This window comes from Cryobacterium sp. TMT2-14, assembly GCF_004402465.1.
Lineage (GTDB): Bacteria > Actinomycetota > Actinomycetes > Actinomycetales > Microbacteriaceae > Cryobacterium > Cryobacterium sandaracinum.
The window spans coordinates 350,021-372,813 of sequence record NZ_SOFV01000009.1 but is presented as its reverse complement, the minus strand read 5'-3'; the positions used below and the strand labels follow the sequence as shown (position 1 = coordinate 372,813).

The following is a 22,793-nucleotide window of genomic DNA, read 5'->3' as shown; positions in this document are numbered from 1 at the left end:
CCTCCCGAACGTCCTCGTCCTCGTCCTCCTGAACGCTCTCAGCCTCTTGAACGTCCCGGTCCCGGTCCCCGATCATGTTGCCCACCTTCCGCTTGTAGCCTTCAGCGTCCGACATGGTGCTGTGTCCAGCCGACTGCAAAGCACGCAGGACTGGGCAGACCGTGGAACGGCGCCGTTCAGCCTTGCCGCTAAGTGTAGGCCCGCCCCTGAAAGCCTGCCTGCTCACGAAAGGTTCCCAAACACCACTCCCCTGAAACTCCGAAACCTCGGAGACTGGGCGTCGAACCTGCGACCGTAGACGTCCGGCCTGCGGACAGAATCGGCGAGCAGCTCGTCACGCCTCAAATGCGGCATTGATCGCGTGGGTCGCCGCGACGAGCTGCTGGACGGTCTGGTCCGGCGCCTTCACGTAGCGGTACACGAACAACGGAGCGAAGTGCCCGAAGCGTTCGCGCGGCATGACTTGCCTATCCGGCGATGCGAGGACCTCGTAAAGCGGCGCAAAATCGAACAGCTCCGGGTGCGATGTGGCGAATTCCTCGCGGGCGTCTCTGTCCTCTCCGGAGCGACCCTCGAGGTGTGGCAACACGACACACAACCGAAACTGTCCTTCCTGGTACTGCCACCCCGCTTGGATTTCGACGCCACCAACCCGAACGTGACGTCGCCAGCCGACTAGAGGCTGGCCGTGGCTAATGGCGGCCTCCGTCCATCCCACCGCCGGGCCTTCCGCCGCGATCACAGCCTGCACCCGCCGCGCGCGGAGCTTTCGAAGCGCGGTACGGGTTTGGGTCGAGTCAATCTCTGCGAGTTGCGAACTGTCCAGCCACGCAGACTCCTCCATGGAGTGCACGACAGTGGTGTCGAGTAGCGCGCTCAGGAGCCTCACGACTCGCGAGTACCGTCTGACCGTCTCGACCTCGTAGCTGCTGTCCTCATTGTCAAAGAGGGCGAGGTCGATGCGTTCAGCGAGTTCCTGATAGCTCAGGTAGGTCCAGCCCTCGACAGGCTCATGCGGTGGGGACATGCTCAGCAGGATGTGATGCGCGGGCTCACCCTTCCACCGCCCAGTCTTGGCGCGATATTCGTCGAGCTGGGCTCGCTCGGGAAGCGAGAACACCTTGTTCTCGATGACCAACGGCGCCGCGTCCGGCCAATGGAGCACGAGGTCAAGGTTCTCTCGCTCTCGTTCAACGCGCCGCACTTTGGTGAAGCCTGTGACGTCGTCGGTCGTGAGATCGCGGAACACAGCATCGGCCAGCTTCGGCAGAGCGTCGAAGAACCAAGCGAGGAAGTTGCTGTGGAACAACTCGCGTTGGCCGTACATGATCCGCGCGAGCGGCTCCACGTTCAGTTCCCGGGCGATCGCCTGCACCGGCTTCTCATCGCTCGTTGGGATGCCGTCGAGGTAACGACGCACAGGGTTCGCCGCGCCCCTGGGCGGTGCAAGCCGTTCGACGCTCGTCCCTACGGCGCCGAGTTCTGGCGCAGGCACTCCATCGAAGCCCCACCGCCCCTCTTCGTCACCGGAATGCCAGGATTGGATTCGATATGCGCCTCGGACAACACCGCCTGCGACACCGAGCGCGTAGACCGCACGGTGCCGAGTGTCCGCGCCCACGCGCCAGTACATGCGGGTCGCATCGTACGTCGCTCTCGCGTTTGCGTCGGGGGACCATTCCCGGTTGATCACGAAGATCACCGTGGGCTCGGCGACTGCGGGGATCGAGTCAGGTGCTTGCACGAAAGCAACCTAGCAGTGGCGCGACGCCTCTCGCTATCTGCAACGAGACGGTGGGGGAACTTCGTCGGGAGGCGTTCGCCCGGGAATACGGTCAGCTCATTAGGCGAGCCGTCATCAGACGTCCGCAAGCGGACCGGCTTCCGTGCGGTCACACACTGGTTACGTCGGAACAGTGCCGTTGGCATTCAACGGCTGACAAACGCGCCGCCTACGCCTTGCCCTCCGTAAGGAGTTGATTCATTGCCGTGGCCGCACGCTTAGCCTCCGCAATGGCTTGCTGCGGAGTCAGCGTGCCTGACCGCCACTCCGCGATGGTGCCAACAAGGCTCTGTCCTATGACGATCCCCTTGCGACGACGAGCGCACCGACCTGGCGCGGCTGAATCAGCCGCCGAAAGCGTCCGCAGCAGGTTCCCTTGTGACGCAACATCGGCACGCTCGACCCTTGGGTGGGATCGCACAAGTGCTGCCGCGGTTATCGTCCGTCTTGCGGGACAGCGGATGAGTCCACGCGTGACGGCAGAATGTCACGCTCTTTTAGATGCTGGTGCCACCAGGGAGACGTACAGACGATCTTGTACTTGTGCCTACTGGTCACACGTTGGTCACCCTCGTAGAGTGGCAAGCACGCGCCGAGAAGTAGCTGCGCGATCGTGCAGGCTTTCGACGCCGAGACGCACACGACCTAGAGATCGAGGTACCGCATGACTCAGTCACGTGGCCATGCGGGGCTATGGCAAGTACTTGGGGCAATCCTGTCGTTCCTCGCCAAGGGCATCGGTGCCGGGCTGTCCTCGATCGCCACCATGACTTTCGGAGGCCGAGCTGCGCCAGGCGACCTGCCAACATCGCCGCCGCCCAAAGAGTATCGACCGTAAACGACCAGCACCGCCTCAGCGGATTCGGCTACTGACCCAGACCGAGGAACTTCGGCAGCTGGCTGGCGTCCTGGACCTTCCTCTTGCGGGGAACATCACGACAGTGGGCAATTTACTCTTGGGTTATAGGACGCTGACGCCCCGGAGCGTCGTGGGTGTACAACTCAATGCGCCAAATAGCGATCAAAGAACGCCGCCACAGAGCGCAAAAAGTCACAGTCCTGCCGGGTATATGCGACTGCGAGCACGGTGCTGCCTACTGTCCGGCTTACGGGCACCCCAGCACACCTTGTTGCCTGAATTGCCGGTGCTCACTTGCCGATAGCAAGATTGTCCGCCACCTGGGTCCAGCTATCTGACGAGGGAAGGTTGGACTCGGAGATCAACTGCGCAGATCCAACCCCGGCCAAGTAGAGCTCAATCGGCAACTCAGTCGAGCACGCACTTGTCCACGCAGAGAGTGACGCGAACACGATGAGACAAACCTCCTTGCCGGACGCGGAGCGCGCTGCGAAGTAGTCCACTCCTGTTTGCTCCGAAAGCAGACGAGAGGAGTCGGGTGCCACTCCCAATTCTTCATCGGCGTCGAGGCCGGCCGGCAACTCATCCGTTGAAGTCTGAGCGCGTCCAAGGGCAGTGACCTCAGTACCTGGCTGCTGACTGCACGCCGAAAGCAACGCTGCTGATGTCACGACCAGCAGCGTTGCGAGAGCCCTGATGGAGCGACTTTGCTTATCCATTTCCACATCATTGCAGCCACTGTTCCGAAAACGTTTCATTGAGACCGCGTCGGCCGGCCGCGGTCCAACCACGCGAAGCCGGCCGCGCGGCCGCCCCCGGTGAAAGTCTTCATACGTCTTGGGATGACCACTCACACTGGGTTCCGCTTCCGCAGCGACGTGCTGGTCAGCGTTTCGTGGGTTCCTCGGGTGGGGTCACTCTGGCGAGGATCGTTCCAGATTCGTCACCGATTGAGAGCACGAACGTAGTGTCATTGAGCCAGACGGCACCGTTCGTGTTGCAGGAAAACGGCAAGGACGTCGATTCTTCACCTGTCAGAATTCTGATTCCCTGCTCACTTGACTGCGGGCAGTCGCCCTTCTTGGCCATGACGCCTCTGGCCGGTGAAGACGCGCGAACCATCTTCCAATCGATTGGCCTCTCGGTGGCATCCGTATTCGTCGGTGCCGCTGTGAGCACATAGCCGACCGCGTTCACGGCGAGCACGGGATTTCGAGGCGGGTATGTGGCTATCGGTGAACGAGTTCCATCGGCGCCGATCGCAAACGTTTCCCTCTCCGTACTGACGTAGACCGTGCCGGCGGGATCGATATCGATAGCAACAGCGGCGGCGGTGACCCCCGATTCCGCACCAAGCACAGTCGTTTGCTGCCCGTTCTTCGCCACGGTTCGAATCGCGAAAGGCCTCATGAAAGCCGACTCGAGCGGAGTCATCGCACCTTCGGGCACCATCTCGCCCAGAAAATCGACAAAAACCAGTCGCCCATCAGCCCCGGCCGCCACGTCGCCAATCGTGGTCGCATCGACGTCGACAGGTGTCCACGTCTCAGCATCCGTGTCGTAGAGATAGATTCCCGTCTCGATCTCGGTCCCTGCCTTGCCCGTTCTGGACACAGCGAGGACCGATGGGGAGATGGCTGATATTCCATGAACTCTCGTAAACATCTCGTCATTGAATCGGCGCAGGGTGTCGCCAGCACTATTCAGGTGCAACCAAGACCCGGCGGACTCGGTCCAGAACCCGCCCGCAGTGTCCTGGGTCATGTTCGTCATGGAATAGGTAACGTCAATCCGGTCTTCTGGACCGACGTCCAAGGCGTTGTCGAACTCGATGGGCACGACCCGCCACGAGGTCGACGGAACATAAGAACAGGCGCTGAGGGAAGCCAGAACCACTGCAGCGCCCCAAATCGACAACCAGCTTCTGTGCACCATGCATTCAGGATGGCCTAATTCACCGACGACCTCCCAACGAACACGGCCCGAGGCATCGAACGTTCCGTTCACGGTTCCCTGCGAAGTCCTGTCAGACCTCTCGTCGGCATTCAGCGACGACAATTCGGCCAACAGCACCTCCAGTGCCGCTCGGTCGGTCGGTCGGTCGAGATTTTTTACCACGCTTCGGGGAGATCGACGATCTGGGGGTCATCGAGGTCCCCAAACCGTCCGACGCTGCGGCCCTCTCGCTCCTGATCAATTTGACGGGATCCGTGACCGTGACGTTCCCCGGTCCGCGTGGACGACCTGCGGGGTGCCGTGGATGCCGAAGGTTTCCGTCATCATTTCCGCGGCCAGGACCGCGGACTCAGACGCGTGGACCACGGCGCCGACGATGTAGCGGGAGTAGATATCGATCATGACGTAGCAGTCGTAGTACTTGCCCTTGATCGGGCCAGGCAGCTTTGTAATATCCCACGAGAACACGAGCCCGGGGGCGGTGGCTAGCAGTTCCGGGATCGCCCGCGGCGGGTGGCGGGCCAAGCGGCGGCGTTCCTTGACCTGTTTGTTCTCGGCCAAGATCCGGTAGATCGTTGAGATCGACGCTAGGTAGACGCCCTCGTCCAGCAGCTGCGCGCTGATCTGGATCGGCGGTAAGTCCACGAACCGGGCCGAGTTCACCACGGACAGGATCCGGGCCCGCTTCAGGACGCCCAGCTTGTTCATTGGCACCAACGCCGGCCCGGCAGCCGGGGTTCGTGGCGCCCGGGTTGCCGTCGCCCGCGGTATCCCCACCAACGTGGCAGCGGTGCGGGTCGAAATACCCCGGCGGGTCAGTTCACGGTAGGTGGTCATCACGGTTTCGTCTGCGGTGTTTCGTCCCGCGAGCTCTTCGAAAGATTTTCGAGTAGCTCGTGCATTTTTGACATGATCTCCAACGCCACCTCCGTCGTGGCCAGGCGCTGTTCGGATTGATCGAGCTGGCGGCGGAGCCTGGCGATCTCGGATTGCTCTGGCGTGAGCCGGCCAATCTTCTCTCCGGCTTTCTTGCCCTGCAGCACGCCCGCATCACGAAGCTTTCGCCACTCGGTAATCTGCGAGGAATAGATGCCCTGCTCCCGCAGATACGCCCCGCCCCCATTCCGGGAGATCGCGTCCTCGTAAGCGGCCAAGTGCTCTAGCTTCTGCGCCGGCGTGAACGAGCGCCGCGCGCTCGGGCCACCCGCACGCGGGCCAGGACTGCTGTTCTTACTCATCGAACTATCGTCGCGCACGGCGATCAACGATGGGGCTGGACATGGTGGGACTTCCTGGTTCTCGCCCTACGTCAAACGGCGGACTTGCTCTGAGCTACTGGCCTCAACTCACCCTGACGGTAATGATGAGAAGAGTCTTGAGGCTGCGTGACTCTAACCCTGACTGACGTCCTTCAAGGATTGTCTTTTACGTGATCTGTCCGCGGTCTTGAGGCTGCTCAAGGTGCGCTGACCAGGCGGACATGACTTTATAGGAGCCTGAAGCGAATTCCCATTACCGTCTTGTCTGCCCACCTGGCCAACGTGCTCATCTTTTACCCAGATGGACGCAATGGAAGGGCAACTTCATCATGGCAACAGACCCACCGAATGTCATCGTCGGCGTCGACACCCACTCCGATACTCACTTTGTCGCCATCATCGACGAGCACGGCAAACACCTAGCTGCTGAAGAATTCCTGGCAGTCAGTTCGGGTTACCGGAAGATCCTCGCCTTCATTACCCACTTCGGTCTGATCATCGGCGTGGGCGTCGAAGGAACCGGCAGTTACGGGGCGGAACTGAGTCGAGTTCTGCGAACAGCAGGACTCTCTGTCCACGAGGTCAACCGACCCAACCGTCAAGCACGGCGTCTACGCGGAAAATCGGATCCCTTAGACGCCTATCAGGCAGCAGAATCGGTCTTGGCCGGACGAGGCACGTCGACGCCGAAAACCAAGGACGGCCCCGTTGAATGCCTCCGCGTCCTCCGTGCCGCCCGCAGTTCAGCGATGAAGGCCCGCACAATTGCCATCAACCAGATCAAGGGGATACTCGTCTCCGCTCCGGAGCACGTGCGCAGTCGGTTCCGCCCGCTGACCACCGCGCAACTCATCCCGGCGTTGAAGCGTTCCCGTCCAATGGGAAACCTCACGGACACTGAGATCGCAACGGCCCTCACTTTGAAGAAACTTGCTGTCCGATACCGATTTCTCGAGCGGGAGATTCTTGACACCGATGCAGTGATGGCAGAGATTCTTCGGGACTGCGCGCCTCTGTTACGGAATGTCCCCGGTGTTGGCATAGAAGTAGCCAGCCAGCTCCTCGTTACCGTGGGCGACAACCCTGAACGCATCGCCACGGAAGCGCAGTTCGCAGCACTCGTCGGCGTAGCTCCGATACCCGCCTCGTCGGGCAAGACAAGCCGGCACAGGCTCAGCCGCGGCGGCGACAGAGCGGCCAACGCGGCAATCCACCATGTCGTCGTCTCACGCCTCGCAACCGACTCCCGCACGAGAGACTATGCGGCCCGACGAACGGCTCAAGGCAAGACCAAAAAGGAAATCATGCGCTGCCTGAAACGATACGTCGCCCGGGAGCTCTACCGTCAACTCACCAACCCACAAGCGGCACCCTCGATCACCGACCTACGCACCGCGCGCGAAGACCTCCACATCACCCTCCGCGAGGCGGCCGGACATTTCAATACCTGGCCTGGCACCCTCTCCCGAATCGAACGAGGACTCAGCCGAGACGACTACCTCGCGAGCCAATTTCGGGACTGGCTCCACGAGCAAAAAGCCGTCCAAAATATCAATTGACAATTATAGGGGCATCACGTTGGGACCAGCCGACGCGACCGGGCCGACCACCGTGTGCACTGGGCGGGCTATCAAGGACGGTTATGAGTATCAGCTGACGGTGAACAGCGAGGATCCCCAGGGGAATCCGCGGGTGGCATTGGACGTGCGCCCGTCCTGATTCCTCTTTGGTCTGGGCTGACGCGCCTCCAGGAGTATCGGCTCCGGCTTCGCCCAGCCTTCCCTCGCGGGTCCCGGACGAGATCATCAGCCGCTACCCCACCTCGGGCAAAACGAATGCCGGGAAACGTCCGGCTTGCGAACCCCGCTCGGGGAATGGCCTGAGGCCGGTCTCAGACTCCGTTGCGGACGCTCTTCGCTGATCTGCGCGGAGTGCATCACTCTCAGTCAGAATTGCGGGGACGAAGTGAGTTGTTCCAGCGCTCTGGGCCGTGGCGCTAGGCCGAACGAGTAACCGGGGAATCCACCCCACGCGACGGAGAGCCGGAGGTACTCCACAACGGTGATGCTCGGTCGTCCCGCAACACCAAGAAGCACTGGATCCGCGTGAGTGTCGGGCAACCAGATGTCATGTGTTGCGCCACTGATGTTCGCCTTGTGCAGTTCATCAGGAGCGAATTCGAACGATGAGGTCGACAGCTCTAGCAAGTCATGGCCTCTCTCGTCCCACTCGGACTCGAGCTGATCAACGCACGGCAGCCACAGCGGATCGGGGTAGTCAGAGCCAGGCGGCATCGTGCTCACTCGCGCGGGTGGGGGTTGGTGATAGTAGAGACCAATTGCAGGGCAATCACCCAACAGAGAAACGGCTCCAATCTCTCCCATACTTGCCTTGAGCGCTGCGGGGAGCGGCCCCAACAAAAGTTCCAGTTTCGCGACCCGTTCGCTCACGTCGCACGGTGGCGGGGTGACAACGGGAATACCCGAGGACGCTGGTTCGAATCCGAGAGCGAGGAGAACCTCCACGATGCGTTCGATTTGTATTCCCGCCCGCTTCATGGTCGAACGTGCTACGTCTTCCACCTCGGTCTGACGCGCGTGCGGGACTGGTCCCAGCTGCCTTATCTCAGCCCAAACCTCAGCCCACTCGCCAGACTCATATCTTGTAGCCAGAGACGTCATGTGCACAGGTTACGCAGAAATGCCGCGCCGTCGAGGGCGCGGGGTGACGTCCGTCCAGGGTTCATCTAGCGTGCGTCGGAGCGCCATCTAGGCTCGCGATAGTTGGAGTCTCACTTGCTCGTGCGGCCGGGGCCCTGGCCGGCGTAGGCCGAGCGCAATCAGGATGATGCCGACGATAGCGATGATGAGCCCGATGGAAAGCCACATGCGGCTACCTGTCATGAAACTTCCCGGGATCAGATTTATGCCCTGCCCGGCCCACACTCCACCAAGGATCAGAGCGATCACGCCGCCGGTGATCAGGGCGATTCGCCCATTACGACTAGTCACGTCACCCAACGTACCCTCGACCGACTCACCCATCGCCCGGTAGAGGTTCCCTTGTGACACGAGAGCGCCATGTCCGGCGCCACTCGTTGGCGGCGCCAGAATTCGTATCGATAGGGGTCCGGCTTGCGGGCATCAGAGCGCGTGGATGATCACGGCCGACGCAGAGTTCGTACCGAAGACAGCTACACCTCATGGGTGCGTTGTTTCCTTCCCTCCGCCCAGTCAGTGCAGCGGCGATGTCGAACCGCTGATGGAGATGGTGTTGCCCTCGCGCTCGCCCCTGAATCGGTACTCGCCCCAGCGGATCGTTTGCGACTGCTCGTGCTCGACCGCGGCCCAATCCCACCCGGTAATAGCATGGGAGTCGGCGCCGCATTGGGGCGGGTAGGACTCCATGATCGTCGTGCAGAACACCGGTCCGTCTCCGTCATCGAGCACCATGCCGGCGAACGATTCCTCGGCGGGGCCGCTCAACGCGATCAGCAGCGCGAGGATCGCGAGCGCGAGGGCGACCGGTGTCATCGCATACCGCTCCGGTTTGGACCGGGAGATCGCATTCATCACCACCCCGAGGGTGAGGTATCCAAAGACCACCCAGATCCCCACTTGCGAGAACGCGTTGGGAAACACGTCAGCGACACCCGCCCGGTCGAGGGCGATCAGGGCGATGAACCCGTAGATCAGGATGGAGACGCCGGAGGCGATCCGATACCCGAGCGGCAGCACGCCGGGATGCTGCCCGCCCCACGCGAATCGTCCCCACGGCGCGCCGAAGGCGAGGGAAAGCTGGAAGAGAACCAGCAGGCCAATCAGAGTGACGAAGGCGATGGCGGCGATCACGGATGCAAGCATACGGGGCGCGCAGGTAAACCCACCCTTGCCGGCAGGGAGCACCTCTGCCGCGCTGTGCTTGGTTGCGCTACCAATATGCCCGCAACTGACCAACCGCAGGGGACCGCGGCAGAGCCGAGACCGATCAGCTAACTTATGCCAACTTACTAGTGCGTGGCGAGAAGAGGGCACCCGCTCTATGGCGGTGCGATTGAGCACTACGCCGACGCGATCATCGTCCGGCTTGCGGGCAAGGATGACTTGAGTCGCGTGTGGGAGCATTCTCTAATGCCTGCTACTACTCGACTCATATCCGTCAACGATGTGGAGCGCCTTGCCGACCTTCAGCTAACAGGCCGGCTCTTCTTCGCTCCGTGGGACCCAGTCCGCGCGGACTCCTACTTCACGGTGGCAGGTCAGCAGGCGGAAGTTGAAAACGCGCTCGCTCGGCACAGCCGAGGCGAGGCCTTGCCACACGTGATTCTCGACGAGGATTCGCAGGTTGTAGGTCGGATCACGTTCAGCGGGATCACCTACGGAGCTTTTCAGTCCTGCAACATGGGGTACTGGGTCGCACAGGAGAGCAACGGACGTGGCTATGCCACCGACGCAGTTCGAGCAATGACCGCGCTGGCATTCAAAGAATTGAGCCTGCACAGGATTCAGGCCGAGACGCTGATCCCCAACGCGCGCTCCCAACGAGTCCTCGAACGTGTGGGCTTCGTGGGCTATGGAACGGCACCCGAATACCTGAAAATAGCGGGTCGGTGGCAAGACCACCTCATGTATCAGCTGCTCACCGATTCCCGTTAAACGGGCAATTTCGCCCACGCCGTTCCATCGCATCCGCTACCGTCGCGCACCCGGCGCACAGGTCCTGGCAATCCACAGTCAGAGGCCATGGCGCACCCGGACCCAAGCGCATGCCATGCCGCCCGTAGCAACGTCACCGACTGTCGGGGAGTCTCCGCAGACACAAGCCTGACGTCCCCAGGACGGAGCCCAACGAGCATTCGTTGGGCTCCGGCTTGCGGACAATCGAGCCCAGGCAGATGGCCTGATTCAGCAAGGCCTATCTCCCGAATGAGAAACCGCAAAAGAACGATTTGGGGGTCGAGTCCGGTTCGGAATATCGTGTGAGCATGCCGGATGCCACCACACCCAACAATCTCGATGGCCTGCGGGTCGTGGCCCACCCGCTGCGCCTGCGCTTGCTTTCGATTCTGACGGCGGAGGCTCTTAGCGCTACTGAGGCAGCACGAATTCTGGGTGAGAGCCAGGCGAACGTGAGCTACCACCTACGTCGTTTGGCTCAGGCCGGACTCGTGCAGCTTGTCGAGGAGATGAGCATCCGCGGCGGGACCGCCAAACGCTACCGGCACGACCCAGCCAGCGGCGAAGTGCTCGGCTCGGGACATGCCGACGAGCACAAGGCTCTGATGAGCTCTCTCGCGGCAGAACTGATTGCCCGCAGCGCGCGCTACGTGTCGGAATCCGAATTCGTGTTCACCGAGGCCGAGGTCACGGTCTCCCCCGAGGCATGGAATCGCATCCGCGAGATGTCCCGCGAGGTTGGAAGACTAATCCACGATGAGGCGATGCCCTCTGCCACGCCAGAGGGCATCCGGATCAGTGCAACTCTTGCCCTGTTCGAAGTCTCGAACCATGACACGGCCCCGCGCACATGACTGGCGGCTACCTAGAGGTAATGCGTACAGCCGGCGCACTCAGGGTCTTTGTTCCCGCGCTTGTCGGACGCCTCTCGTTTGCCATGGTGACCCTGGTGCTGCTCTTCGCTGTGCAGCGGAGCACCGACTCGTTCGCTGTCGCTGGCGCGGCCACCGGGGCGTTCGGACTCGCGAACGTGATCGCATCCCCCTACCGCGCACGGTTCGTCGACCGACGCGGGCAGCGGTTCGCACTCAACTCACTAGCCATCGCCTTCGCCGCCGGCCTCAGTGGTATGGCTGCGCTGACAGCCCAGTCCGAGCCGCCAGCAGGGGTGCTGGTTGGCCTCGCGGCCGTGGTGGGGTTGTTTCCGCCACCGCTCGGCGCCTCGATGCGTGTGCTCTGGGGTTCCATTACAGAGCCGGGAGCTGTGCGAACCAAGGCGTTCAGCGTCGACGCGGTTTGTGAGGAATTACTCTTCACGACGGGACCGTTGATCGCGGCTGCGGTCGTGAGTGCGGCATCGCCGCCGGTTGGACTGCTCACGACAGCCCTGGTGGCACTTCTCGGAACGCTCGGCATGACAAGCAGCCCGCTCTCGCTAGGGCACGGCGCCGTCACCACTGCCCCGCGCAACAGTTCACAGCCGCTACGACAGAGCGGGTTCGTCGCAATCCTGATCGCACTTCTCGGCGTGGGAGTCGTGCTCGGAACCGTGGAGGTGGTCGCACCCGCAGTCGCCGACAGCCAAGGATCGGTGGGCCTGGCCGGGATCCTGCTCGCCGCTTTCGCCGCCGGAAGCGCAGTCGGAGGTCTGCTCTTCGGCCAGCGGACGTGGAGGAACTCGCTCGTGAAGCGACTACTCATCTCGAGCACTCTCATGACCGTGCTGTGCGCACTTCTAGCGACTCTTGGGTCTGTCGTGGTTCTCGGGTTCGGGCTCGTCGTGGTGGGCTTCTTCCTGGCCCCTTCGCTCGTCACCGGCTACTTACTCGCCGACGACATCACCGCCGTCGAAGTACGCACCGAGGCATCCAGTTGGATCAACACCGCAGTCAACGCTGGTGCCGCCGTTGCCGCCGTCATGGTGGGGTTAGCCATGGACGCCGTAGAGTCCCGTCTTGGATTCATCATCGGCGGCGGAATGGCCCTCATCCTCGTGATGGCCGCCTCCGTGCCGCTGCTCAGAAACTCCAAAGCCGCGGCCGTCGCGGATCAATTGCAATCGGCGTAGATGAAACGAGAACCCCAGCACCGCGATGGCGAGTGCCCGTGGGACGTTCCCTTAGATCCTTGCTGAGCATCCGGTCTCACACACCGTTTGCTCGAACTCCGAGTGGTCTCGTCGATGCGAAATTCTGTTCGGCGTGAGCCAACTGGATCGAAGTGGTCACAGTCGGTGACGCCAATTGAGGATATGCTACGTCCACGTTTGGCCGCAGCCGGTCGAGTTGCCTAAGTAGGCTCCGTCCGGGAATCTTCTTGGACCACAACCGCACGGTGTCGCGGCGGACACCAAGAAGACGAACCGCGCCTCGCCTCGCCGCGCCGCGCACGAACCTCGCGGAATTCTGAGAGCCATGTTCACAGCCAGACAGATCACGCGTCACACCATGACCGCTTTCGGCGTTGCGCCTTCTGTCGAGCCCAAGATCCTGCTCTCTCCGGGAGGGGAGGAAGGCCTGCCGTCGCTCAACCTGATCGAATGCGATAACATCCCCCAGTTCGGCGTGACCTCCTACGCCACTATCGGAATGAGTCAGTACACGAACCTCTCAACCGGTGGCGGGAAAAACCTCGGGGTAGAACTCCTGGCTGCGGCTGGAACCAATTGGAAAGTGATCCAAAGCGGTTTGATCGGAAGCGCACTCAATATCGCCTCCGGCAAGCATTCAATTTGGCCAGACACGATCTTCCCTGACGTGATGTCGGGATTTGATCAAGCCGTTTCAGTGCCACACGCACTGTTTGTATTGCCTTTTCTCTGGAACGACATTGAGGACCTGGAGTCGGACGACCTGGTCATCACGTGGCTCATGATGGTCCCCGTTTCCGATCAAGAATTTCTGTTTGCCGAGCTGAATGGGGTCCAGGCCTTGAACACCCGGCTCCTCGAGGCCCAGCCAGATGTCTTTAACCTGATGCGACCCTCGGTGATCTGAGTCCAGAGGCCATTGCTGCGCTTGCACAGCACGATTTGCCGAAGGTTCATCAAGGTGGCGGTGGCCCGTGCCAGGCGCTGCGTCTGACAGCTTCTAGGAGGTTCCGTCGGTGGCGTCGTAGAAGCGACCTCACCGGCGTTCCGGTAGAGGGTTCGACGACAGGGCCTACGAGCTGCACCAGCTCCGCACCGAAGTCGCCACCCTCCGGGACAGGGTGGACACCCTCACCCCTGAGGTTGAGTGAGGTAGGGGCGGTTCGGACGCACTTCCAGTGACACCTGCTGGGGCTCCTGCGGACGGTCGCTCACCCAGACCTGGTAGTGGTTCTCACTGCGGACACCGTACAAGGTGCAAACCCCCGTTTCGGAGAACGCCGTCGGCGGCCGCTGGCAGGTGCCCTCCACCGAGAATCTGAGGCCCGCGCCCGTCGCCATGCGCTCCAAGTCGTGGACGCTAACGGGGGTGTCCGTCACCCACCGCCGGGAGATGCTCGGGCACGGGTTCGTGCTCATACACAGGAACTGTTCGCGGCGAACCGTGTCGTTCACCTGCTCCCAGTCGGCGGGGACAGCCAGCTGCGTGGCCTGCGCCTCGACGGCTTCGGTGACCCGGTTTTCCAGGGCGAACACGACGAGAAGCGCGGCGACACCCAAGGCCATCAGCCCGGCCGCGACGGCACCCAGAACCTTCACACCATCCCCCAATGCACTCGGCCCCGCCGTGCCTGCAGCGTAGCGCGCAGGATACGCCGTTGTCACTGCTTCGCTGGCCCACGCTCCCGGGCGGGAGGCACAGCCGACGCGGCCGTGCACGGCTCACCGCTCAGGTAGGAGCAGGGCAGCACCGCCCGCTGACCCTCCGCCTTGCGAGTAAGGCATGCAGGAGGTGCATCCGGTCCAATCCGTAGGATTGCACTCATGCTCCCCAACGTTGAACTCGCGGTGCCGACGGCCGAAGACCTTGAGCTCGTTGAGCTCGCAAGAGAAACCATCGACGCGAACACGGATGCCGGGCCCGACGAAGATGGTGCACACACTATGGGGGCGGCAGTTCGAGAAGCGGACGGCCGCATGTTCGCTGGGGTGAATCTGTTTCATTTCACCGGCGGTCCGTGCGCCGAGCTGGTTGCACTTGGCGCGGCGCGTGCACAGGGCGGGCGAGAAATCACGACAATCGTCGCTGTTGGCAATCATGGGCGCGGTGTCGTCGGCCCGTGCGGGCGTGACAGGCAAGTCCTTTTCGATTACTACCCGGGCATCAGGGTGCTTCTACCGACCGCCGAGGGCGTTCGCGTCGCCACCATTGAAACACTGATGCCGTTTGCCGCAGCATGGACCATGGAGGGCGGCACTCAGTTGTTCGACGAGGAGCGTTTTCGCTAACGTCGAGCGGAATTGAATGGGGATCGATAGTGAGAAGCTGCCACGTGATGCTGACACGCGGGCGCAAGTGGGGTGCTCTCTTGGTGTTCTCAGGGATTGCACTCTCCCTCACCGGTTGCCACACCGAGTACCACGGATACGACAGCGGGATCGATGGCACGCTGTGAAGACAGATCGCCTCCTTCGAAGACCCATTGAGCCGGAGCCTCTACCAGCCTTCAGTAAACGAACCGGTACGCTACCTCGACTCACTCCGGGGCGAGCGATGGAGCGGTTCGGTTGCGTCAACATCCGATCTTGATCTTCGGGAGGGCGGTGTGGTCCTCTACGACATCTCCTCGACGGATTCTGCTGCCGAAGTTTCGGTCTTCATTGCTTCCGGACCTCGACCCGATGTTTTAACCGATGATGGTCAGCACTACAACGGCCCAAGCCAGGTATTCACGTGTTACCGGGTGGAAGCCGCCTTCTCCTCGGGAGCGGCGCCTTCTGTGGGTCGAGTCACGTTTGATGACTGCCCGGCGGCCCTCGTCGAACTGATGCCTGAAGGCGCGGCGTTCGCCAGTGGCGAGGTATTCGACGGCTGAAAACGCATCTAGGTCACGCCCGCAACTCCTAGCCGCCGTGATGATGCCGTTAGATCTTGATGCCGCTGGCCCTCGCGAAGGGTCGGTGCGGCCTCGGGCCACTCGAGGTGTGCGCGTTCGACCTGATGTACATCAGAGTGAAGGACGCCACCGCGACGAAAGCGAGGATGCTGGCAGCGCCACCGAACCCCACGGTCGCTGTCTGGCCGAGGAAGGCGAACAGCCCCAGTCCAGGGAGGACCGCACCGATGCCCGCGATGACCCCCTGCACGACACGTGGACGCTGCAAGCGATGATCGATGATCCAGAGCGCTAAAGAGGCACCAACAACTGCGGCCAAACTGAACACGAGACCACCAAATGTGCTGAGCATAAGTTCAACCATGAGGGAGGGGGCCGCAACTTGGGGATGGGCCAGTGCGGCAACGAGATGTGCCCCGGTGGCCAGGGCTGCGGCTGAAGCCACGCCGAGAATAACCCTCAGCAACATTGTGAACACGACCGCTTCCGGATTGCAGACGGCCGCATCTTGTCGATTCAGTCTCCCCATGGGAGACAGGATCGCACATGCTCGCGGGCCGGGCAGGAATTCCCATTAGACGTTCGCAACTGGCACCCGGAGTGAGTGATGCATTGTTCTATTGGTCTGTAGAACATGTTGTTTCGGGTGGATCATGCGTCCAGGGTTTCGCTTGTGGAGCAGATCGCTGTTCAAGTGCGCGCCGCGATCCTCAATGATGAGCTCAAGCCCGGCGAGCGTCTTCCACCTGCTCGCGAGTTGGCCACCGCGTTGAGGGTCAATATGCACACCGTGCTCCGCGCCTACGGCGAGTTGCGCGATGAACGCATAATCGAGATGCGCCAAGGCCGTGGAGCCTGGGTCCGCCAGGACATCGAACCCGGTTTCGTCCGATTGACCGAGCTCGCCGAACAGTTCCTCACCGAGGCACGGAAACTGGGATTGTCCCAGCCCGAGATCCGTCGACTGATTGAAGGAAGCTAGCTATGGATGCAGGCAGTTCCGGCCAGACACGCGCTCGTGACGTCATCGCTGCGGTCACGCTTTGGGCGCCTCTCGCCGTTGTCGTCACGACTTGGCTCCTCTGGCGCGAGGAGCTTCCGACCGAACTGCCCCGTCAGTGGGACAGCGATGGGGTCAGTTCGACCTGGCCGACGGGGTCCGCGATCGTTCTCTTTGCCTCGGTGTGCTTCGGTTCTGCCCTCATCGCATCCTTCGCGCTCCGTCAGGGCGCGGCCGCCGGGCGCCGCAAGACATATCTGTGGAGAGGGTTCGCGGCCGGCCTGGCATGCGGATCCTGGCTGATGGTTGCCGGATCAATAATCACCTCCGGCACCAGCACCGAACCGCACGTCGGAGCATGGCTCCTGCTTCTCATGGCGTTGATGGGGTACGGCATCATCTTCTTCCTTATCGCGCATCGGTGGGTGAACGCTGAACCAGAACAGCCCCCGGTGGAGGTCGTACTTGCGCCGACAGAGACCGGTGCTTGGATCACGAACGTCACGGTCCCGTTGTTCGAAATGGTGAGCCTTGCGATGCTCGCCGCAGCACTGAGCATCCTCATTTTCACGGCCCGTGAAGACACGGCCGGAGCAGACATCCTTGGCGCAGTGGTCTTACTTGTTCTGGTTGTCCCCATGCTGGCGTTCGCACGACTGCGAATCAGCGTGGACTGGCGCGGGCTGAAAGTCGTCACTTGGACACTGGGCATACCACTCAAAACAGGTTACGTCCCCGTGAGTGGTGTGGTTTCCGGCTTCTGAGTGTTGCTTCGTCAACGTGAAGAGCCACCGTGGGATGGTCAGTGAGTACCGACTAAAGCAACTCACAAAGGACACCACACGATGGCTCTAGACCAGTCTGCCCTGCTTGACCTGCTGGGAGAACTCAAACTCACCTATGTCACCGACCGAATCCGCGTCGCGACCGAAACCTTGTATCAAGAACTGATCGATGCGGAGGCGACCGCGTTCATCGGCGCCGCCCCGTTCGAACGCTCCGGCGACCGCACCACCCACCGCAACGGCACCCGGCCGCGGACGTTGACGACGACGGCCGGGACCTCGACCTGAAGATCCCGAAGCTGCGCGCCGGCTCCTTCTTCCCGGCGCTTTTGGAGCGGCGCCGCCGGGTCGACCAGGCGTTGTTCGCGGTCGTGATGGAGGCCTACGTTCACGGTGTATCGACCCGGAAGGTCGACGACCTCGTCAAAGCGCTCGGGGCTGACACCGGGATCTCCAAATCGGAGGTGTCCCGGATCTGCGCAGGCCTGGACGCTGAGGTGGCCGAGTTCCGCGACCGCACCCTCTCCGCGCAAGACTTCCCCTACGTGTTCCTCGACGCGACCTACTGCAAGGCCCGCGTCGGCCACCGGATCGTGTCCCAGGCCATCGTCGTCGCGGTCGGCGTCGCGGCCGACGGACGCCGGGAAGTCCTCGGCTTCGACGTTGGTGACAGCGAGAACGAGGGCTTCTGGACCAGCTTCCTGCGGTCGTTGAAGACTCGCGGCCTCGACGGGGTCAAGCTGGTCATGTCTGACGCTCACACCGGCCTGAAGAAGGCCATCGGGACCGTGTTCCAGGGCGCCGGTTGGCAGCGCTGCCGGGTGCACTTCATGCGCAACGTCCTCGTCGTGGTGCCGAAGGGATCGCAGGACATGGTCGCCTCGATCATCCGCACCATCTTCGCCCAGCCCGACCGCGAGCACATCGAGAAACAGTTCCGCGAGGTGACCACGATGCTCTCCCGCTCGCACCCGAAGGTCGCGGCGATGCTCGTCGACGCGCAACCCGACCTCCTCGCCTTCGCCGGCTTCCCGAGGCGGCACTGGCGCCAGATCTGGTCCACGAACCCGCTCGAACGGGTGAACAAGGAGATCAAACGCCGCACCGACGTCGTCGGCGTGTTCCCCAACGCGGCGGCCCTGCTGCGCCTGGCCGGGTCGGTGTTGATCGAGCAGCACGACGAGTGGGAAGCCGGCGAAAGACGCTACTTCTCCGAGGCCTCGATGCTCGAGCTGGCCGTCATGAACAACCCCATCGAGGTCCTCGACGAGGCGGTGATCCTCCCCGAACTCGCCGCCGCCTAAACTACTGACCTGCATGGTGTTGAGAAATTCCACCACTCAGCGGGACGTGACCCGGCACGGAAACGCTTCCCCGAGCGATTCAGCACCAATCAGGCACCAAAGATCCTGTCCATTCCCGAGACGGCATGGATCAATAAACCAGCCGACAAACCCACCGCGTGCTCGTCGGCTTCCGTGCCTTCGGGCTCTGGTTCGTACGCCGAGCAGCGCACCGCACAGGCTGACGACGCGCAAGTCGAGAACGCGGAGGCGTTGCTTGCCTAGGTCGAGGCGGAGAGGGCAACCATCCCGCAGTTTAGGGGCCAGTTTCCGGGGCTGTACTCCGAAGTGAGCATCAGCGGATCATTGGAGGAATCCACAGGCGACCGCGGGCTGCCGGCTGCCGGCTGCCGGCTGGAGTTTATTCAGTTGTGTTCTACGAGTACACGTACCTAGAGGCCATGGACTGGTCGTCCACGAAGGACGCTCTCGACGCACAACGATCAACGATCGACGGCCTCTGCAGGACGTCGTTGTTCCCTCCGATGAGGAACGCTGGGATCCCAGGTCCACTCAGCGTCGTCTATTCCTATGAGGATCGAAGAAGCCGGTTTGGGGCGAAGTGGCATCACACTTGAACTGACTACTAGGGCCGGCGTCGAGAACTCCGCCCGGCTGATCATCATCATCGACCGCCCACCGGAATCTGTACTTGCGTGCAGCGCGTGTTCCCAGTGCTCTTTGAGGAACAGATGCGTCCGTTTAGCAGGAGTTCGAGGACGTCGCCGTCTTGCTCCACGATGAATTCGACGATCCGGGAATGAGGTCGTTGTCGCGCAGCCCCGCAGCGGGAACGATCACCGTTCCCGCCTTCCCGTGTTCTACCAGCCAAAAACTCATCAAGAATGAGGCCCGAAAGCAGCTTCTCCAAAGCCTGGTTCCGCGGACATCAGTCATTCTTTGGGGATTGAAAAAACGCCCACGAAATGACCCAGGTAGCTGCATAGGTAGCTGATTTCAAACATGAAATAAACAAAAACAGAAATATGACATCTGACCAGCATATTGCAGTAGGGCGGCCGGGACTTGAACCCGGGACCGACGGATTATGAGTCCGCTGCTCTAACCAGCTGAGCTACCGCCCCAATCGACGCAACTGCTCTGACGAGTGTGCGACCGATTCTGTGGTGATCGGGTTGATCACCGGGTTCAACGATACAGGCTCGAAAGGCGGGCTCGCCCGCCTACTCCGCGCCGCGGGCGGCCGCGTCGGAAGTGACCGCGTCGATAACCGGTTCCCCGCGATACAGGCACTCAAACGTGTTCAGGGTGCGGTTGATGTCGTGCACACCGATGAGCCGGAGGGAACTGTTTTTGAGCGCGTTCAGGTCGTCGGGTGCGGCCGTCAGAACTGTCGTGAGCTTGTCGGCGAGGTCCTGAGCGTTTCCGGGCTCGAACAGGTAGCCGTTCTGGCCATCGTGCACGAGGTGTGGGAGCGCCATGGCGTTGGCGGCCACGATCGGCAATCCAGACGCCATCGCCTCCATAGTCGCGATGCTCTGCAACTCCGCGATCGACGGCATCGCGAACACCGTCGAGCGGGTGTAGGCGGTCGCCAGTTCGGCATCCGTCACATAACCCGTGAACGTGACCCGACCACTGAGTCCGAGCGCCTGCGACAGATGTTCAAGGTTGCGCTTCTGGTCGCCGCCACCGACGATCTCCACCTTCACATTGAGGTCGGGCGAGAGCAGGACCACGGCCTGCAGCAGCACGTCGATCTGTTTCTCGCCGGTCACGCGGCCAACGAAAAGGATGCGGTTCTCGGTGCGTGGCGCGAAAGTCGGCGAGTAGTTGTGGGCGTCGATGCCGCATGAGATCGCCAGCACGCCCTCGAGGCCGGTGTAGCGCTCCAGGAACTGGGCGGCTCGCAGGGTCGGTGTGGTGACCGCTTCCGCCCGGCCGTAGGTACGCCTCGCAGCCCGCCAGGCGGCCTTGATGAGGCGATCGTGCAGGCCCTTTGGGACAAGGGTGAATTCCAGCATGTTCTCTGGCATGAAGTGGTTCGTGCCGATGATGCGGATGCCGCGCTTCGCTGCCTCGATCGTGACGGCACGACCCACGTTGATGTGGGACTGGAAATGGACGACATCCGGCTTGACCGTATCAAGGATTTTCCGGGTCTCTCGCGGAATGAACCACGGCAGGGCGTACCGCAGCCAATCGTGCGGGTACCAGCGCCAGCTCTGCAGACGGTGCACGACCATCGGCTGGCCTTCATGCACCTCGGTCCACGTGCCGAACTTGCGTGACGCGGCTGGAGCCATGATGTGCACTTCGTGCCCGCGGCCCACCATCCCGGCGGCAAGACGCTCGGCGAACCGGGCCGCGCCGTTCACGTCGGGGGCAAAGGTGTCCGCCGCGATCAGGATGCGGAGAGGCTTCTTCGCCGGCTCGCGGGGGCACGACTCGCTCGGCAAATCGGTCAAATCTGACAAAAGACAATGTCCCAACGTAAGTGAGCCGGAGTTCGTCATCCGGCGAGAAATCATGTTTTCGACGGCGCGTACGCTGACGAAGTCTTCTAGAACCCTATTCTAATCCGGTGCTGCAACAGCCATACCGGGGGCGGCGCGCCCACGCGGACGCCCAACGGAGTGCTTGGAGCGCCGTCAGTCGTCGGCGAGAGGGTGATACCGGGCCAACAGGAAGACCCCGACGATGGCGACGACACCCGCGACGAGGAAGGCGACAGCCGCCCACGGCGGAGCCTGTTCGATCTCGCCCAGAACGACGATGCCGATGCCGACGGCGATCAGCGGATCGATCACGGTGAGTCCGGCGATGACCAGGTCCGGCGGGCCGGACGCGTAAGCGTTTTGCACGAAGTAGGCGCCGAGCACCGCCGCCAGCAAAAGCCCGATGACGCAGGTCAGGGTCAGCCACTCGAAGTTGCCGTTCTGGGTTCGGTTGATGACGACCTTGGCCAGCGTCGCGACGAACCCGTAGAGCACCCCGGCGCCGACAATGTAGAACATCGCCTTGAACTGGGTACGCAGCTTGAGGAACGCGACGCCGAAGAGGGACAACACGACGCCGAGCACGATCAGGATCGTGATCAGGTTGCCGTCGGTGACTGGTTTGTCCACGGCGGTGAACGCGGCCACTGTGACGAAAAGGGCCACGCCGCCGACGCACATCGCGATCGCGATCTTCGACGCGCGGTTGACGGGGACCCGGGTGATGCGGGAGTTCAGGATGGACGTGATCACGAGGGCGACGGCGCCGAGCGGTTGAACCATGATGATGGGGGCGAAGGCCAGACTGGAGAGCTGGAAAACGATCGCCAGCCCGAGCATTATCGTGCCGAAGACCCAGGAAGGCCGACCGAGCAGCAGCATCAACTGGCGCGGGTTGAGTCCCCCGGTGACCTCAGCCGTTTTGGCCTCGACCTTCGTGACGCCGCGATGCTGGAATTGAGCTCCCAGCGACAGGAATACGGCACCCACCAGGGCGAGCGGAATCCCGATTGCCTGACGCGGATTGATTGCGATTTCCGCAGCCAGGTCGGTCAGGTCGGGGTTCACTCAAACGAGCCTATCGAGAACCGGCCCGTTATCCTTGAAGAATGGCCGTTCGTTCGATAGCAATTTCAGGAGATCCCGTTCTCCACTTCCCCGCCCTTCCCGTCACTGATTTCGACGATGATCTGCATGAACTCGTGCGGGACATGTTCGAGACAATGGATGCCGCGCCCGGCGTCGGTCTGGCGGCGCCGCAGGTGGGAGTGCCGCTCCGGCTCTTCACCTACAACTACCTCGATGACGACGGCCACCTGTGGCGTGGCGCGGCCATCAACCCGGAACTGTGGATCACCCCGGTTCCCTCGGGCGAGGCCGACGAGAACGAGGACGTCGAGGGCTGCCTGTCTTACCCGGGCGAACGCTTCCCGCTGCTACGCTCCCCCTCCGCCAGCCTGCGCGCGGTGGACCTTGAGCAGAAGCCCTTCGAGATTCACGCCGAAGACTGGCTGGCCCGCATCTTCCAGCACGAGTACGACCACCTCGACGGCACCCTGTACGTGGATCGCCTCGAGCACTTCTACGCCAAGATCGCCTTCAAGGTGACCCGCAAGCGTGGCTGGGGCACGCCCGGGCTCAGCTGGATGCCCGGCGTCGACAACCTTGAAGATTGACTAGGTAGGCC

At 62.2% G+C, this 22,793-nt stretch carries 19 protein-coding genes, 1 tRNA gene and 2 pseudogenes; 11 read left to right on the top strand and 11 right to left on the bottom strand.

What is annotated here, in order from left to right:
* Positions 1-334 precede the first annotated feature (334 nt).
* The 4 genes and pseudogenes from E3O28_RS04215 to E3O28_RS16850 all read right to left on the bottom strand — a co-directional run.
* Positions 335-1,420 carry a PD-(D/E)XK nuclease family protein gene (locus tag E3O28_RS04215; RefSeq protein WP_166784731.1) on the bottom strand — a complete coding sequence of 362 codons (1,086 nt, stop codon included), beginning with the start codon at positions 1,418-1,420 and terminating at the stop codon, positions 335-337.
* 1,512 nt (positions 1,421-2,932) lie between these two features.
* Positions 2,933-3,361 (bottom strand): hypothetical protein, encoded by a 429-nt coding sequence (locus E3O28_RS04210; RefSeq protein ID WP_134374902.1) that lies wholly within the window; start codon positions 3,359-3,361, stop codon positions 2,933-2,935.
* Between the two features lie 166 nt (positions 3,362-3,527).
* Positions 3,528-4,760: a hypothetical protein gene (locus E3O28_RS04205; RefSeq protein ID WP_134415253.1), complete on the bottom strand. Its 1,233-nt coding sequence runs from the start codon at positions 4,758-4,760 to the stop codon at positions 3,528-3,530.
* Between the two features lie 99 nt (positions 4,761-4,859).
* Positions 4,860-5,836: pseudogene (locus E3O28_RS16850) on the bottom strand (DDE-type integrase/transposase/recombinase); the annotation flags it as partial.
* 350 nt (positions 5,837-6,186) lie between these two features.
* Here E3O28_RS16850 and E3O28_RS04190 point away from each other — a divergent pair.
* A complete protein-coding gene (locus E3O28_RS04190; protein WP_134415250.1) occupies positions 6,187-7,416 on the top strand; it encodes an IS110 family transposase in 1,230 nt (409 codons plus the stop codon).
* 1,209 nt (positions 7,417-8,625) lie between these two features.
* Here the strand turns inward: E3O28_RS04190 and E3O28_RS04185 are convergent.
* Together E3O28_RS04185 and E3O28_RS16845 are read right to left on the bottom strand one after the other, a co-directional pair.
* Positions 8,626-8,868, bottom strand: coding sequence for a hypothetical protein (locus E3O28_RS04185; protein ID WP_134374912.1), 243 nt, complete (start codon positions 8,866-8,868; stop codon positions 8,626-8,628).
* A 222-nt stretch (positions 8,869-9,090) separates the two neighbouring features.
* Positions 9,091-9,708, bottom strand: coding sequence for a hypothetical protein (locus tag E3O28_RS16845; RefSeq protein WP_241973002.1), 618 nt, complete (start codon positions 9,706-9,708; stop codon positions 9,091-9,093).
* Positions 9,709-9,873: 165 nt separating this feature from the next.
* Here E3O28_RS16845 and E3O28_RS04175 point away from each other — a divergent pair, with 165 nt between their 5' ends.
* From E3O28_RS04175 to E3O28_RS04160, 4 genes are all read left to right on the top strand, one after another.
* Positions 9,874-10,512, top strand: a complete 639-nt coding sequence (locus E3O28_RS04175; RefSeq protein ID WP_241973001.1) for a GNAT family protein — start codon at positions 9,874-9,876, stop codon at positions 10,510-10,512.
* A 329-nt stretch (positions 10,513-10,841) separates the two neighbouring features.
* On the top strand, positions 10,842-11,387 hold the full coding sequence (locus E3O28_RS04170) for a helix-turn-helix domain-containing protein (RefSeq protein WP_134415249.1): 546 nt from the start codon (positions 10,842-10,844) through the stop codon (positions 11,385-11,387).
* Positions 11,388-11,407: 20 nt separating this feature from the next.
* Positions 11,408-12,601 (top strand): MFS transporter, encoded by a 1,194-nt coding sequence (locus E3O28_RS04165; protein WP_166784730.1) that lies wholly within the window; start codon positions 11,408-11,410, stop codon positions 12,599-12,601.
* Positions 12,602-12,980: 379 nt separating this feature from the next.
* Positions 12,981-13,529, top strand: a complete 549-nt coding sequence (locus E3O28_RS04160) for a suppressor of fused domain protein (RefSeq protein ID WP_166784729.1) — start codon at positions 12,981-12,983, stop codon at positions 13,527-13,529.
* 224 nt (positions 13,530-13,753) lie between these two features.
* Here the strand turns inward: E3O28_RS04160 and E3O28_RS04155 are convergent, their stop codons facing one another.
* Positions 13,754-14,221, bottom strand: a complete 468-nt coding sequence (locus E3O28_RS04155; protein ID WP_134415246.1) for a hypothetical protein — start codon at positions 14,219-14,221, stop codon at positions 13,754-13,756.
* 225 nt (positions 14,222-14,446) lie between these two features.
* On the opposite strand from E3O28_RS04155, the gene E3O28_RS04150 reads away from it, so the two are divergent.
* The gene (locus E3O28_RS04150; protein ID WP_198411527.1) at positions 14,447-14,911 is read left to right on the top strand and encodes a cytidine deaminase; all 465 of its coding nucleotides are present in this window, start codon (positions 14,447-14,449) and stop codon (positions 14,909-14,911) included.
* A 317-nt stretch (positions 14,912-15,228) separates the two neighbouring features.
* On the top strand, positions 15,229-15,498 hold the full coding sequence (locus E3O28_RS04145; RefSeq protein WP_134415245.1) for a hypothetical protein: 270 nt from the start codon (positions 15,229-15,231) through the stop codon (positions 15,496-15,498).
* 49 nt (positions 15,499-15,547) lie between these two features.
* Here E3O28_RS04145 and E3O28_RS04140 read toward each other — a convergent pair whose 3' ends face one another.
* The gene (locus tag E3O28_RS04140) at positions 15,548-16,048 is read right to left on the bottom strand and encodes a hypothetical protein (RefSeq protein WP_134415244.1); all 501 of its coding nucleotides are present in this window, start codon (positions 16,046-16,048) and stop codon (positions 15,548-15,550) included.
* A 144-nt stretch (positions 16,049-16,192) separates the two neighbouring features.
* Between E3O28_RS04140 and E3O28_RS04135 the strand changes: the two genes are divergently transcribed.
* The 3 genes and pseudogenes from E3O28_RS04135 to E3O28_RS04125 all read left to right on the top strand — a co-directional run bounded on the left by E3O28_RS04135 (position 16,193) and on the right by E3O28_RS04125 (position 18,608).
* Positions 16,193-16,501, top strand: a complete 309-nt coding sequence (locus E3O28_RS04135; protein ID WP_241973000.1) for a GntR family transcriptional regulator — start codon at positions 16,193-16,195, stop codon at positions 16,499-16,501.
* A gap of 2 nt (positions 16,502-16,503) precedes the next feature.
* Positions 16,504-17,283, top strand: a complete 780-nt coding sequence (locus E3O28_RS04130; RefSeq protein WP_134415242.1) for a hypothetical protein — start codon at positions 16,504-16,506, stop codon at positions 17,281-17,283.
* Positions 17,284-17,364: 81 nt separating this feature from the next.
* Positions 17,365-18,608 (top strand): annotated as a pseudogene (locus E3O28_RS04125) (IS256 family transposase).
* Between the two features lie 1,050 nt (positions 18,609-19,658).
* Here the strand turns inward: E3O28_RS04125 and E3O28_RS04120 are convergent.
* From E3O28_RS04120 to E3O28_RS04110, 3 genes are all read right to left on the bottom strand, one after another.
* Positions 19,659-19,732 (bottom strand) — tRNA-Ile (locus tag E3O28_RS04120).
* 99 nt (positions 19,733-19,831) lie between these two features.
* A complete protein-coding gene (locus E3O28_RS04115) occupies positions 19,832-21,085 on the bottom strand; it encodes a glycosyltransferase (protein WP_233191246.1) in 1,254 nt (417 codons plus the stop codon).
* A gap of 174 nt (positions 21,086-21,259) precedes the next feature.
* Positions 21,260-22,174 (bottom strand): DMT family transporter, encoded by a 915-nt coding sequence (locus E3O28_RS04110; protein WP_104099975.1) that lies wholly within the window; start codon positions 22,172-22,174, stop codon positions 21,260-21,262.
* Between the two features lie 41 nt (positions 22,175-22,215).
* On the opposite strand from E3O28_RS04110, the gene def reads away from it, so the two are divergent.
* Positions 22,216-22,782 (top strand): peptide deformylase, encoded by a 567-nt coding sequence (def, locus tag E3O28_RS04105; RefSeq protein WP_104099976.1) that lies wholly within the window; start codon positions 22,216-22,218, stop codon positions 22,780-22,782.
* Positions 22,783-22,793 lie beyond the last annotated feature (11 nt).